Source organism: Candidatus Hecatella orcuttiae, from assembly GCF_002009985.1.
Taxonomy (GTDB): domain Archaea; phylum Thermoproteota; class Bathyarchaeia; order Hecatellales; family Hecatellaceae; genus Hecatella; species Hecatella orcuttiae.
This window is the reverse complement of record NZ_MTLX02000005.1, coordinates 804,025-816,992: the sequence shown is the minus strand read 5'-3', so window position 1 is coordinate 816,992 and position 12,968 is coordinate 804,025. Positions and strand designations below refer to the sequence as shown.

Sequence of the window (12,968 nt, the reverse complement as noted above, 5' to 3'; positions counted from 1 at the left end):
GAGTATGCAATGTTTTCAGCAGCTTGGGGAAAAAACCTTAAAAGTTTACGGGTTGCCATTCTAACTTTAGAAGGGCCCGTGGCTCAGTCAGGCTTCCTAGGAAATGCCCTGAAAAGGTGGAGCGGCGGACTGCCTAGGCAGGCTGCAGCTCTTAGCCGCTGGGTGAAACCCGTAGAGGCCTGTTTCTCGGACGCCTCGGGGAGTGGTCGAGGGTTCAAATCCCTCCGGGCCCGCCATAAGTTTATCAGTTTTGAAAATTATGTTAATACGCAATTTTAGTAAACTTTCCATCCAACTCCAACATAAGTCGCTACACTGATGCTTCTGAATTCTTTTGCTTCATGGGGGCTTTTGATTAAATCTTCATCATGCCCGATGGCGGTGGATAGGTTTTGGCTGTTTCTTTTCTGTTACGTTGAGCCGCGCGGCTTTTGCGGCGGCTTCGTAAAGTGTGTGACGAAGTATCTTATGTTCAGAAGCGTTCTAGCTAGGGCGCTGATGCTGACGGCGGTGGAGAGAATGTTGACTACTCCCAGCAGTTCGTTTTTCTGAATTTCTCCTTCCCTGTAAGCGGCGAAGAGGGCGAAGGTGAACCTACGCGGTTTCTCCACCCTTCTGGGCGGGCCTTCGCCTCCCACGGAGAGGATGCAGCCTAGGGCGTTTCGCATGATGGGGCATGAGATCACGATTTCCTCAGGTTTCAACTGGAGGGGCTTAATTCTAATGGACTTGATTTCCCCCTTCTGAACGAAGACATCCTCATCGGCGATGACGTTTTCCCAGCATCCTCGGGTTGTCAATATAAATTCGTACGGTTCAGCTGAGATTTCGAGAGATTTCTTTTCCCCTTCATATCCCTTGGTGAGGTAGGAGATTTTCATCCTTGGCATCTCTGCCACCAATATTATATATAATCAGGTTCGGGTCATATTACCATTGAAGCCCTTTCCAAGTTCCATTTCAAAAAGCTTCAGCTACGACAAGATTGAGGCTAAAAGGTCAGCTATTTTTTCTGCACCCTTCAAGTTGCCGAGGGTTCTTGGGAGTGCTTGTCTCAATTTTTTTCCGTAGCCCTCCTCTAAAACTCTTTGGAGGGCGTTGGAGATGCTGCGGGGTGATACTTGGCTGATGGGGAGATACTCTCCTAGTCCGAATTTTTCCACGCCTCTGCCTTTCGCTTCCTGTTCTTCGTAGGGTCTTTCAAGGCTGATGGCTACCATGGGCTTCCCTGCTACCAACCCCTCCAGCAGAGTGCTTGTTCCCAGCCCTTGGATGGTGCAATCGCAGGCAGCCATGGTCATCATAGCCTTTTGATAGTCTAGTCCTATGAATTCCAGCCAAGGCCGGGAGGGCATTGACTGCCGGAATCTGCCTGTGGGGTCGCTCACTATGAAATGGGTGCCGGGATGCTTCGCTGCGAAGTCGTCTCCAATCTGCACAAGAGCTTCTACAATCCGCTGGGCGCCTTCCCCTTTTCCGTAGGTGCAAAAGATGACGGTTTTATCGGCTGGCAGTTTCAACATCTCCCTCGCCTTCGTCTTGGGAGTGCGGAGTATTTTGACGATTGAAGGATTGATCACGCTTCCCGCATAGAACATTTTATCTTCAAACTCTTCAAAGGGCTCTAGGGAGACACATTCGGCGAAAAATTCTTTCTCGTAGGGGACGAGGAGGATGTCTACCTTTTCAAAAGCTCTCCGGTATCGGAGAGGTAATTTCCGAAAGACCTGCGTTTCTAGGGTGAAGACCACCTTTCGCAGGCCTTGCTCCCGGCAGAGGCGGACGATGTCGGCGGACTGAGGGAAAAGCTCATCGCAGTAGACAATCTCAGGTTCGTTGTGAGCGTCCACCACCAGCATCCGAGCCCTGTGCAAGTAGGCATGCGCCCAAGGGATGAGGTAATAGCCTTCCACACTCGGCTTATAGGGCAGGTGAGAGTCGTATTTCACCGTGGTCTGAAGGCTTCCATCTTCTTCCAGCACCATCCTTGCTCCTCCGTCCACGTAGCCCACGGAGTTCACTACCTCCCAAGAAAGGTTGGCCAGCGTCATGGGCGCTATCAGCACCGCTCTATCCTTAAGGGGAGGTAGGGTGAGGTAGTTTCTCAACCTTCTCCAGTGGCCGAATCCCCTGTTTGAGGCGAAACCTACAAGGGACAATGTTTCTCCACCGAAACGCGTTACCTTTAATATCCAAGAAAAGAAATATTGGTTATTAAAGCCACCTAACGTCCTTGAGGAGGCCTTAAAGGTAGTTAAGGTAGTTGTAGCGGGACCCATACCCTACGACCATATTGAAACCCATCTAGGGGTTGTGAAAGAACAGTATGGCTGCGTTCTTTACCCTACCCTAGCTTTAGCCTCCCTGCTCCAGCCTCCTTCCACCATCCACCCTGTCGCCAACGTAGGCGAAGAGGATATGCCTCTGCTCCGACGCTTGCTGGGGTTGCACCGCCACATTGACCTAACAGGGCTCAGGGCTACGCCTGAAGGAACGAACAGAATCTTTCTGAAGTACATTTCAGAAAGCGAAAGGTTAGAGAAGCAGACTAACAGGATGAAGCCTATATCCTTTGAAGACCTTCAACCTTTCATCGAATCCGACGCCTTCATCTTCGTTCCAGTCACCGATTTTGAGGTTCCCTTAGACACTGTGGAGAGACTGAGGAAGGCGTCTTCAGGCCTGATTCTTTTCGACGCCCACGGTCCCACAAACTCCATCGACCCGGAAAACAACCGGGTCCTCCAAGCTTGGTCGGATATTGAAGAATGGCTTCCTCACATCGACATCCTCAAAATGAACGAGACAGAGGCTGCGTATTCCGCGGGAGTCAACTTAGCCGGAGAAGAGGAAATGGTGGAGGCGGCGGAGCGGTGGATTGAAAAGGGAATCAAACAGGTGGTCATAACGTTGGGAAGCCAAGGGGCTTTGGTCGTTTATAGCGAAACAGAGGCCGTCTACCACGCTCATATTCCCCCGGTTCCTGTAGAGAGGGTGGTGGACACTACGGGGGCAGGGGACTCCTTCGCCGCCGGCTATATCTACGGGTTGATGAAGTACGGTAACCCCGTTGTGGCAGCCATGTTCGGGAACGCTGTGGCTGGGCAGAAGCTGGGTTTCATCGGCCCCTATGGGTATAAGTCTCAGCTGGAAACCGAGATGCAAGTCATCTTCCACTACACTGCCATGTTGAAGGATGTTCAGAGAGGATGGAAGGGTCTTAAAAGAAGATGAGCCTCACCCCGGTTTAATGGCCTTGGGTGTGGAACAGAGGCCGTATCAGTTCACTGACGACATCTTGAGTGAACAGCAGTATCTTCCGGTGAGTGTCCCCCTCTCTTCCCTCAGCCGCGCGGGCGGCGAGAGTAGGGATTTTGGAGCTAAATTCTAAGGGTAGGAAAGCTAGGCTTTCGCGCAGAGCATGCTGAAGTTCTTTCCCATGCCGCTTGTTTCCTAGGAGGGGGGCAGTGCAACAAGCGGTTTTAAGGAGGGAGGTGAGGAAAAGGATTGCGGTCGAGGGTTCCGCTCTGGCAAGCTCCCATGTTTGCTCATCTTCGCCGGTGGTGGAAAGAAAAAACTTGTTGTAGGCTACTTGGTCTTCCAGATAGCCTCGGCTGTAGAGGAGTTCTGTGACCTCGCAGTCTTTGACAGCCATGGAGATAAGGTAAAGTAGCTCCTCGGTCATCTGCGGATGGAGTCCGTATTTTACTTCCATCTTCCTTAAAGGTTCAGGGATGGGTATGATGTAATACTCAGGGGAGCCGTGAAGAACAGTGTGAGCGGCTTCATGTCTCAATCCGCCTACAACCACAGGCTGCGGAATAACCCGCATTTTTTCTAGGCTGAAGGCGATTCTCGGTATCCCCCTCCAAGCATCATGGACGGCGAAAAACTGCTCGCTCACATCGGAAGTTTTTATTCTCAACTGTTCTCTTTCCCAAGCTAGGAAAGCGGTCATGGCCGAGGACTTTTCGAAAACGTAAAGGTCTACGAGGCTGAGGGCATGAGGCTTCAGGCGCCTGTAACATTCATCAAGCACCTCCAATGCGAATTTCAATTCTCCCTCGCGCACTTCGCCAAATTTTTTAACCGCCAGCTTCACCATGTCGCTCAGCCGAAGAAATGCTCCTCCAGTCTCTCAGCTTTTTTTTCTTCGAGAATAGTATTCAACGAGATGCGATTAAAAGTTTCAGCCTAAACTGATTAAAACGTTTTTAGAGGAAAAAGAAACCAGCCTATACAAGACTGCTTTCTTCAAAATTTAAAGTGCAACCTTCCCGCTTTAAGCTTCAAATTTCGGATAAACTGGCGGGAAGAGCACCGGATGCTTTGGAGGGAGTTCTAACGGTTTTAAGCCTTTTTGAGAAAAAGGCCGTGTGGCTGGAATCCGGCCGGGTTTAAGTTGGTTTAGGGCTTTCAGATGGGTTAGGCTTTTTTAAGTATTTTTACGACTTTTGTGCCGCAGGCGGGGCATCTGCCCACCAAGGCTCTTCGCTTATTTTTCAATGTTTCTTCTCTTGCGTCCGCCATCTCCACTTTTCTCCGGCATTTCATACAGAATCCTTCTGTCATGATTCATAAACTCCTTTTAACCTATTATTTCCCCTTTTTATAGTATTTAAAACTGCTTATGGAAGCAAAGGATCACACTTTGGGGTAAATTTTAAATGTCTTTTCATAATTAATGAGTCCCATGTCGTTTAAGGAACGCTTTGACAACGGGATCATCAAGTTTAACAAGCGGCTGCAGAGTGAGCCTCAGCTTCGTGATCTTTTAAAGGAATATGAAGGGAGGACTATTGTGCTGAAGGTTACGGACGACGCTGTCTACGTTTTTCATCTTTCCGTCGACGGTTTGCGGATGACGGTTTCCCCTGAAAACTGCCCGGAGGACATGTACTTGGAAACCAGTAAGGAAATTCTCCAGAAGATGATCGACCAGAAGAGGGTTAACGTCATCGACCTCCTTACGGGGAAGATTAAGTGGAGGAACATCAGCCTCAAGGAAGTCAACGTGGTGAAAAAGGTTCTCGGAATGTGAGTTCAGCAACGCCTTTAAATCTTTTATTCCTGATTTTATTCCATGTTTTCAGCCGCTAGGGCCCCGGCTAAAACCATCCTTTTGGGGGAGCATTTCTGCGTTCACGGAGCCCCCGCCATAAGCATGGCCGTCAACCTCTATGCGGAAGCCCGGGTGAGGAAAGGGGTTGAGGCTGGGATTCACGTATCTTCCAGAGGCCTTAAAGCAGCCGGCCTCTTCCACGGTGGCAGGTACAAGGCGGAGGTGGGAGGTAAAGCCGGCGGCAGACTGCTGAGGCCCATAAAGATAGCTGCGGAAGCCGTCTTAGACTACGCAGGCAGTCCCCCGTTAGACTTGGATGTGGAGGTTGAATCGGGAATCCCCATACAGGTGGGTCTGGGCTCCTCCGCCGCCATGGCTGTGTCCACCGTGGCAGCTGTAGCCCGGTTTGTGGGGTTAAAACTGTCTAGGGAGGAAGTCTTGAGGCTGAGCTATTTCTCCGAGCGCCTCCTCCACTACCGGCCTTCAGGAATAGACCAAGCTACCTGCATCCACGGAGGCATCATTTTTTTCCAGCAAGGCGCTCCGGTTAAGTTTTTGAAAGCAGCTAGGCCGCTTCGCTTGGTCGTTGGGAACACAGGCATCCGCCGGTCTACGGGGGTCTTGGTTAAAAAGGTAAGCAGTTTGGCGGAGGAAAGAGAAGCCTTGATGAGGAAAAACTTGAAGGCTGCTAGGCGGCTGACGTTGCAGGCTGCTGAAGCCATCAGGAGAGGAGACCTCCCTCAACTGGGCAGGTGTATGGATGAAAACCAGAAGCTGCTTTCAGCTGTGGGAGTCTCCCACAAGAGGCTGGAGCTCTTCATCGAGGCGGCTAGAAACGCCGGAGCCCTCGGAGCTAAGCTGACAGGTGGGGGAGGCGGCGGCTGCATGATCGCCTTAGCTCGAGGAGAAGACCTTGAAAACGTGGCTAAGGCTTTGCAGAGGCTCCACGGAGAAACCTATTTGGTGGAGACTGATGAGAGAGGTCTGAGGTCGTGGGTTGGAAAAGGCTGCGTCGGCTAAGCTTGCTTCTGGAAGCCATGCACAAATATGCACAAATATGGCATGGTTTTTCACTACACTGCCTGAAGCGTCGTCCCTAGGACTTGCTCCCGTTTTAGAGCCTTGTAGATGTTGCCCGGTTTTTCCGCATTTACTATCAGGGCTTGGGCTCCCCGTTTGAGGGCGGGTATGAGTTCCTGAATCTTCCCCGCCATGCTTCCTGTGACATCGGCTTCCTCCACTGTCTCTTCCTGAAGGTGCTTGAGAACTTCCCTCAGCTCATGGAGGGTGAGATGGGGGATAAGCTGCGCTGAGGGGTCTGTTTTCGGGTTTCTCGAGTAAATGCCGTCCACGTCTATGCCCATGATGATTCGGCCTGCGTTAAGCTTTATGGCGAGGTGGGCGGCCAGCTGGTCTCCGGATAGAATGGTGAAGCCTAGGGTTGAATCCAAGACGGCATCGCCGTAGAGCACGGGGAGGACGCCTAGCTCCAAAAGTTTGAGGATGGGCCTCAGCTCCAAGAAGCGGATACGCCCCCTGTCCGTGGTCAGGAAAGCAGAGGGGGGAAGACTCATGGAGGGTATGTCCTCCTGAAGAAGAGCCTCTAAAACCATTCCGTTGAGGGTGACCATGGCTTGATGGGTTTTGGCAAAACCTTGAAGCTGAGAAGGCTCCCGGTAGCCTCCCTTTATCTGGTGGTCCTTGGCGATGGGGTGGCCGTAGCTGCCTCCTCCGTGGATTAGGATCAGCGGCTTAACCTCAGCCTGCTTAATTTCTCCAACAAGCCGAGAGATAGCAGCCTGGTTGGGGGTGTATCTCTCCTCCTTCACCGTTATAACCGAGCCGCCCAGCTTGAGAATGGTTAACTTGTTACGTTGAATAGCCTTTCACCCCGGGGGCTTACGCTAGGCTTTTTCTTACCTCCACGGTGCCATCTTCGAGGATCTTCACATAATCCCCCGTGTCAATGACTTCCAAAGGGTCCTTGTTCAGCCTGTCCACTAACGGTATCCCCGTCAAAGCGCAGCCCACGGCTATGATGGGCTCGGTTTCAAGGTTGACGATAGCCCTAGGGGCCGCGCCCTGTTTGGCTAAGGCATAAAGCGTGTAGGAGCCCACAGTGCTACCCTTACCGTGAGGAAAAACTAAAACTTTTCCCCTGATACTTTTGCCTTGAAGCTCGTGGCCTCTTTCCACCACCAAGCCTGTTTCCGGTTTTACGCCTCCGAAGAAGGATATGGGCTGCTTGGTCACAAGGGCGACTCCCTCAGCCAAGCCGCCTACCAGCTTTCTCCCCCTAAGGGTCAGGGTTCTCAACGCCTTACAGCGGCCTCCACGCAGGCGTCCAAGGTTCCAAGGCTGGCTTTAACCCTGCAGAGGCTGGGAAAATAATGCGCTGCCTTGCAGGAGTCGGTGAGCACGGTGTCTATGCCTAACTCCTCAGTGGGGGAAACTATCATGCAGGTGTCCCTGAGCACCACTCCTCCCGCCTCCTCTATGGCAGCCACATAGCCTCTCCTTTCAGCTTCCTCATAGACTTTTCTGGAGGTGCAAACCCAAAGCCTTCGACGCAGCCTTCTTCCCCTCACTTTGGAGGTAAGCCTTTCAAGCTGGCGGAGGCTGTAATGAGGACAGCCGAGAAAAACGCAGTCATAACCGCCCTCAGCCCCGCAGGAAAGCTTCCGAAGGGTCTCCTCCAAGTCTTTTCTATCCACCCTCAGCCTCTCCCAGCCTCCCAGAGGCTTCTCCGAGAAACGGTGGGCTTCGGGAGTCAGGCCTTCCACGTGGTAGAGGGCCACAGCCCCCGAGGCAGCCATCCCGGCTCCAAGGGCCTTCAACCCTTCAGGCCTTACGGTTTTCAGCCCTCGAATAAGAGGGACGGCTCTCCCGAAGTTCTGTCCGATGAAATATCCCAGGGCGCTGAATTCCAAAGGATCTTCCAGCTCCGGGGGAGCTTGCACAAGGAGAGTGGGCGCCCTGTTTTCGTCTAGGTGGAGGCCGTAGTAGGGCGTCCGGCCTACCGCAGCGCTGGCAAGAGCGGAGATGCCGCTTTCCCGGTTAGTCCGAGCGCCTAGGACGGAGTTAGCGTAGGCTAGGGCGGAGGATTCAGCCCAGGCAACATGCTCCCCAGCCGAAGGCCGGTTACCCGCCTCGTAGGGTATGCAGGTTAACTCCTCCAGTAAGCCCATCTTTCGGAAGGCCTCAACGATCCGCAGCTGTTCGCGGGCGAATTCCTCTTTTACACCCACTTCTCTCCATTTAAAAAAATCCATCCCCGTCGGGTTGAGGGTGGTCTTCACCTGAACCTTCGCCCCTTTTCCGGCCAGTTCCTCCAGAAGCTCCAAGCCGGCGGTGCCGATGTTTTTATAGGAAACTCCTGAAACGTGGGCGCTGGTTATGGGGATCATCCTATCCGCCTCGAAAAGCTCCCCCAAGGTGACGAGAAGCCGCATGCAAGTCGCCGCGGCCTCACCTTTCTCCCCGTTCAAAATACGCTCTTCTTCTCTGGTTAAGAACAGGGATAAGTCACCTTCCAGCTTCCCCTAGAAAACGGCGGCAAGTTTCCTCTTCCCCCGGAATCTTTGCCTTGGAGAATTTTTCTTTGGGCAAGGTTCGGGGGACTGTAGCGTCAAACCCCATCTTGGCGGTTAAGCCCTCCTTCTGGTCTCCTGAAGGGTCTAAAGTTGACCCTCGAGCCCGAGGAATCACCACTAAGTCTTTATCGGCCTGAAACCTGGTAGCCAGAGCCCACTCCACCTCCCTAGGGTTGTGAACGTCGATGTCAGGGTCGACTACGGTTACATGTTTCAGGCTGGGATGGGCGGCGAAGGCGGCGAGGATGATGTTTTTGGCATCCCCGTCTGTCTGTTTCTCCGCGGCTATGACAGCGTGAAGCCATCCGCATCCTCCCACCGTCAGGTTGACGGCCTTAACCACAGGAACCACGTTTCTCACCGCCTCCCAGATCTTAGCCTCCCGAGCCATGCCCATCAGAAGCCTATGCTCGCAGCCTCCGGGCTGGAGAGCTTGGTAGAGGGGTTTCTCCCTTCTGAAAACCTTCACAACCTCCACCACCGGCTGCCGGCGGACAGCATCATAGGTTTCCGTCAAGTCCACGAAAGGGCCTTCCTCCACTTCCTCCCCAGGCAGCAGCCTACCCTCCAAGACTATCTCAGCCTCCGCTGGAGCGTAGGCCTCCACCGACTCACCCCTGACCAGCTTAAGCCCTCCGCCCAGCAAGGCGTTTGCCACATCGTATTCGCTCACCCCAAAAGGAGCGGGGGACGAGGCCGCTAGGGAGAGAGCGGGATGAACCCCTATAGAGATGACCACATCCAAAGCCCTGTGCGCCTCCTTAGCCGACTGGTGAAGCTGGTAGAGATGCCGGGGCACCAGTCTTATGGCGAGGCGACGGTTATCCAAAACTTGAAGCCTATGGATGGAGACGTTCTCCACCCGGCCGTCGAGGCTTCGGGCTGAAACCAACGCGGAGGTAATATAGGGGCCCCCGTCTCCCTCGTAGTGGGTGAGGATGGGAAGCCTTCGAAGGTCAGGAGCCTCCTTCACCTCCTTCACGGGGCCGTCTTCTCCCCTTTCAGCTTTTACAGGGGATTGAAGCGCCCCCAGCAGACGGCTGTAAAACTCCGCTTCCCCCGCGCCCAATGCTCTGAGGACCCGCTCTCTTCTCCCGCAGACTCCGGCCACCACCGGGAAATCTGACTCCCTGATCTTTTCCAGATAGACGATGGCCTCAGCTTCCAGCCTCTTTATGAGGGCGGAGGCCTCGAACTTAACGGAGACCTCCCGGGAGACCTTGAAAACGTCTCCTATCTTTTCAGATTCCCTCAAAAAATTTCTCAGGTCAGGCATCTCTGGCACAGACCGCAGGTTAACGGAAACAGGCTTCAATTTCCAATATCTTTGACATCCTTATAAAGACAGCCGTCGCATTGCCGCCGGCCTAGCTTTCCATGGGCGCGGAGGGCATCTTCCTTTTGTAGAGGTCGTCTCTCAGCCGTCTACCTGTCTTTTTCTCCCATTCTTCGACGGGAATTCCGTACTCTCTCTGGATTTTATCCCTGTACCACTGGGGTATAACGTTGAAGGTGCAGAAGGGTATGATCCTCCCGTCGGGCACAGCGTAGTGGATGTCGCATTTCATAACACGTTCAATGTCCCAGTTGTAGAGGTCTTGGAAATGCATCAGGCCGATGAACAGGGAACGGTGGTGGAAGACCCCCAGCGCCCGATAGTCATGCTTCAGGAAAATCTGGAAGAGAATCTTGGCGAGGTTGAGGCCTTTGGGCTGTTTTTCCTTGTCGATGAAGCTTCCCAGCTTGAAAAGCATCTTAGGCAAAACCAGATACTTACTCTTCCCAGCCCTCATCTCCTCAGCTTTCTCCCTCAAATACTCGAAGAGCCCTTCCACATCGACGAATCTCGGCAAAGGAATAAGCCGATCTCCTTCCTTGAACACGTAGGTGGCGGCGCCGCAGGCGAAGTGGATGGCAAGCTCATATTTGGGCTTCTTGGTTATGGCTTCCACGAAGTCGCTGACAGCCGTGACGCAGGGCACGGTGTAAAAGTCCTCCGAGCCTATCTCCCCGTCCATCTGCTCCTCGATCCTCTGAATCACATCGGGTATTGTAATCCTGTACTGAGCCCTCTCCCGCTCCGTCATCCTGCCAACCAAAGAGACAGGCTGGAAGTTAACTCCCCGGACGACATCGATGTTTTTCACCGCATGCCGGATGATGGCTCCTACTTCGTGGTCGTTCACCGTTTTCAGCACGGTAGGCACGAAGACAATGCCCAGCCCCGCTTTTCTGCAGTTATCTAGGATCGCGGGAATTTCCCAGTGGTTCTTCGGATTAGTCTTAGGGGTAACTCCGTCGAAGCTCAAATAGACCGTGTTGACGCCTGCCTTCCTCACCTTGGAAGCGAGGTGGGGGTCGGTGGCCAGTCTTATTCCGTCGGTGTTAAGCTGAACATGATCGATACCTTCCTCCTTACATATTCTGATAATGTCCACCAAATCTTCTCTAAGGCAGGGTTCTCCTCCGGTAAGCTGAACAGCGTTGGCGGGGACCGGCCGCTCGTTTCTTAACGCCCTAGCCATCTCTCTTATCTGGTCGAGGGTGGGCTCGTAGACGTAGCCAGCCTTCTCAGCGAAGAAGAAACAATACCAACATGTGAGGTCGCATCGGTTGGTAACCACGATGTTGGCCAAAGCAGTGTGGGTGAGGTGGATATTGCAAAGACCGCAGTCCACCGGGCAAACGGGGTGAGCCTTGGAGATCTTGGGGTTCTCGATACCTTTGCCCCTTCTTTCGTATTTCTGGGCTCTTTGGTACATGGAGTAGGAGCCCCAGTAGAGGTCTACGACTTCCCCGTGGTCGGGGCACTGCTTTCTTATCCAGACCTTATCTTCTTTGGCGTAGATTTCCGCGGGGATGAGTTTGAGGCACTCAGGGCAGAGGCTCTGGGTTTTCCGAAGGAGCTCCTCAGCGCCGACCTCCCGCCCTGTATCCACTTTCACCCTTTCTTCAACCGTCAGCTCGGTCGAGATAGGCACCACCAAATGCGATGTTAAAACATTATATGCAAACCAACCTATAATAAACCTTTACTTAAAAAGCGGCCAAGGTAGGCTATTCCAACCGGCATACAGTAGGTATTTATCTGGCTTTGCTTAAAAAATAACTTTATTGAGCAGGTGTCTCTTTGAGCCAAGAAACCTTCGACGTGGCGGTGGTAGGCGCAGGTCCGGCTGGGCTGATGGCTGCGCGGAAAGCAGCTCAAACAGGAGCTGAAGTTCTCCTCCTAGAGAAGGAGCGGAGCCTAGGGGCAAAGGTCTGCGGGGAAGCTGTTTCAGGCTCTACGTTAGCAGACGCCGAGATAGACCCCTCACCCCGTTTCATCTGCAACAGAGTGAAAGGCATCATGGTCTACGCTCCCAACGAAGAGAAAAAGGTTGAAATTTACTCCGAGGAGCTGGGCTTCAGCGAAGGCTTCCTTTTGGAGAAGAAGCTCTTCCTCCAAGAACTGGCATGCCAAGCAGTTCAGCAGGGAGCTGAAATCCTAGTGGGGGCGACGGTTTTAGACGTCGAAAAAAATCAGGGGCTTTTCCGCTTGAAGGTGAAGCGGCTCGGCGAAACCGGAGAGATAAAGTGTAAGATGCTGGTCGGATGTGACGGCGTCACTTCTTTGGTGGCGAAGAAATTTTTCAGCAGAGAAGGATACGAGGTTATTCCCTGCGTCCAATATAAGATGGTTAACTGCCGCTTAGACGACCCCCATGTCTTGGAGACCTACGTAGGCCATGAAGTCGCTCCCTTGGGTTATGCTTGGATTTTTCCAAAAAGCGAGAGCTCGGCCAACGTGGGCATCGGAGTCCGGGGAGCCCCTGCAAAACCTTACCTAGACAAATTTATAGCAGCTCATCCCGCCAAGTTTGAGAAGGCGAGAGTTGTGGAAATTCAAGCAGCCCCTGTTCCAGTGGGAGGACAGATCGGCCGGGTGGTCCACGGGGAAGGTGTGCTCCTCTGCGGGGATGCTGCAGGGCAAGTTATCCCCCTGACTGGCGGGGGAATTCACACCTCCATCGTGGCTGGAAAAATAGCGGGGGAGGTAGCCGGGCGGGCGGCTGTTCAGGGAGACGTGGACCTGGAAGAATACCCCCGCCGATACGCCTACTGGAGTAGGCGCATAGCCAACAGCCTCCTTTCCCTCAAACTGATAGAGAAGCTGGGGGACTCGGAGTTAAACCAGCTGGCTGAAATCTTGACTGGAGAAGATATTGTGAACTTAGCCAGCGGCTTCAACATCGAAAAGGTTGGAAAGAAACTGCAGAGCCATCCCGAGTTCGCAGCCCGCCTTGGAGAAGCCTTACTGAGCGGATAAAGAT

Annotated in this window: 13 protein-coding genes and 1 tRNA gene; 5 read left to right on the top strand and 9 right to left on the bottom strand. The window is 53.1% G+C overall.

The window, feature by feature from the left end; all coding sequences use genetic code 11:
• Positions 1-72 precede the first annotated feature (72 nt).
• Positions 73-236 (top strand) — tRNA-Lys (locus BWM17_RS07210).
• A 174-nt stretch (positions 237-410) separates the two neighbouring features.
• Here the strand turns inward: BWM17_RS07210 and BWM17_RS07205 are convergent.
• Complete coding sequence (locus BWM17_RS07205; RefSeq protein WP_309493256.1) at positions 411-881, bottom strand: DUF22 domain-containing protein; 471 nt, start codon at positions 879-881, stop codon at positions 411-413.
• A 93-nt stretch (positions 882-974) separates the two neighbouring features.
• Positions 975-2,159: a hypothetical protein gene (locus tag BWM17_RS07200; RefSeq protein ID WP_309493255.1), complete on the bottom strand. Its 1,185-nt coding sequence runs from the start codon at positions 2,157-2,159 to the stop codon at positions 975-977.
• A gap of 154 nt (positions 2,160-2,313) precedes the next feature.
• On the opposite strand from BWM17_RS07200, the gene BWM17_RS07195 reads away from it, so the two are divergent.
• Entirely contained in the window at positions 2,314-3,234 is a 921-nt protein-coding gene (locus BWM17_RS07195; RefSeq protein ID WP_309493254.1) for a carbohydrate kinase family protein, read from the top strand.
• Positions 3,235-3,247: 13 nt separating this feature from the next.
• Here BWM17_RS07195 and BWM17_RS07190 read toward each other — a convergent pair whose 3' ends face one another.
• A complete protein-coding gene (locus BWM17_RS07190; protein WP_309493253.1) occupies positions 3,248-4,105 on the bottom strand; it encodes a hypothetical protein in 858 nt (285 codons plus the stop codon).
• 320 nt (positions 4,106-4,425) lie between these two features.
• Positions 4,426-4,572 (bottom strand): DUF5679 domain-containing protein, encoded by a 147-nt coding sequence (locus tag BWM17_RS07185; RefSeq protein WP_309493252.1) that lies wholly within the window; start codon positions 4,570-4,572, stop codon positions 4,426-4,428.
• Positions 4,573-4,693: 121 nt separating this feature from the next.
• On the opposite strand from BWM17_RS07185, the gene BWM17_RS07180 reads away from it, so the two are divergent.
• Both BWM17_RS07180 and mvk read left to right on the top strand, forming a co-directional pair.
• Entirely contained in the window at positions 4,694-5,041 is a 348-nt protein-coding gene (locus BWM17_RS07180) for an SCP2 sterol-binding domain-containing protein (protein WP_309493251.1), read from the top strand.
• Positions 5,042-5,083: 42 nt separating this feature from the next.
• The gene (gene mvk, locus BWM17_RS07175; RefSeq protein WP_309493250.1) at positions 5,084-6,082 is read left to right on the top strand and encodes a mevalonate kinase; all 999 of its coding nucleotides are present in this window, start codon (positions 5,084-5,086) and stop codon (positions 6,080-6,082) included.
• A 53-nt stretch (positions 6,083-6,135) separates the two neighbouring features.
• Here the strand turns inward: mvk and BWM17_RS07170 are convergent, their stop codons facing one another.
• From BWM17_RS07170 to tes, 5 genes are all read right to left on the bottom strand, one after another.
• Positions 6,136-6,921 (bottom strand): isopentenyl phosphate kinase, encoded by a 786-nt coding sequence (locus BWM17_RS07170; RefSeq protein ID WP_309493753.1) that lies wholly within the window; start codon positions 6,919-6,921, stop codon positions 6,136-6,138.
• A gap of 40 nt (positions 6,922-6,961) precedes the next feature.
• Positions 6,962-7,378: an aconitase X swivel domain-containing protein gene (locus BWM17_RS07165; protein ID WP_309493249.1), complete on the bottom strand. Its 417-nt coding sequence runs from the start codon at positions 7,376-7,378 to the stop codon at positions 6,962-6,964.
• Positions 7,375-8,580, bottom strand: coding sequence for an aconitase X catalytic domain-containing protein (locus tag BWM17_RS07160; protein WP_309493752.1), 1,206 nt, complete (start codon positions 8,578-8,580; stop codon positions 7,375-7,377). Before BWM17_RS07160 ends, BWM17_RS07165 begins: the two co-directional genes overlap by 4 nt.
• Before the next feature lie 7 nt (positions 8,581-8,587).
• Positions 8,588-9,931 carry a UbiD family decarboxylase gene (locus BWM17_RS07155; protein WP_309493248.1) on the bottom strand — a complete coding sequence of 448 codons (1,344 nt, stop codon included), beginning with the start codon at positions 9,929-9,931 and terminating at the stop codon, positions 8,588-8,590.
• A 91-nt stretch (positions 9,932-10,022) separates the two neighbouring features.
• On the bottom strand, positions 10,023-11,636 hold the full coding sequence (tes, locus tag BWM17_RS07150; RefSeq protein WP_309493247.1) for a tetraether lipid synthase Tes: 1,614 nt from the start codon (positions 11,634-11,636) through the stop codon (positions 10,023-10,025).
• A gap of 149 nt (positions 11,637-11,785) precedes the next feature.
• On the opposite strand from tes, the gene BWM17_RS07145 reads away from it, so the two are divergent.
• Entirely contained in the window at positions 11,786-12,964 is a 1,179-nt protein-coding gene (locus BWM17_RS07145) for an NAD(P)/FAD-dependent oxidoreductase (protein ID WP_309493246.1), read from the top strand.
• Positions 12,965-12,968: the final 4 nt, after the last annotated feature.

Bases quoted from the DNA above. Each gene is read 5' to 3' on its own strand.
- BWM17_RS07185 (WP_309493252.1), bottom strand. From the start codon at position 4,572: ATGACAGAAGGATTCTGTATGAAATGCCGGAGAAAAGTGGAGATGGCG.
- BWM17_RS07205 (WP_309493256.1), bottom strand. From the start codon at position 881: ATGAAAATCTCCTACCTCACCAAGGGATATGAAGGGGAAAAGAAATCT.
- BWM17_RS07180 (WP_309493251.1), top strand. From the start codon at position 4,694: ATGTCGTTTAAGGAACGCTTTGACAACGGGATCATCAAGTTTAACAAG.
- BWM17_RS07190 (WP_309493253.1), bottom strand. From the start codon at position 4,105: ATGGTGAAGCTGGCGGTTAAAAAATTTGGCGAAGTGCGCGAGGGAGAA.
- BWM17_RS07155 (WP_309493248.1), bottom strand. From the start codon at position 9,931: ATGCCTGACCTGAGAAATTTTTTGAGGGAATCTGAAAAGATAGGAGAC.
- mvk (WP_309493250.1), top strand. From the start codon at position 5,084: ATGTTTTCAGCCGCTAGGGCCCCGGCTAAAACCATCCTTTTGGGGGAG.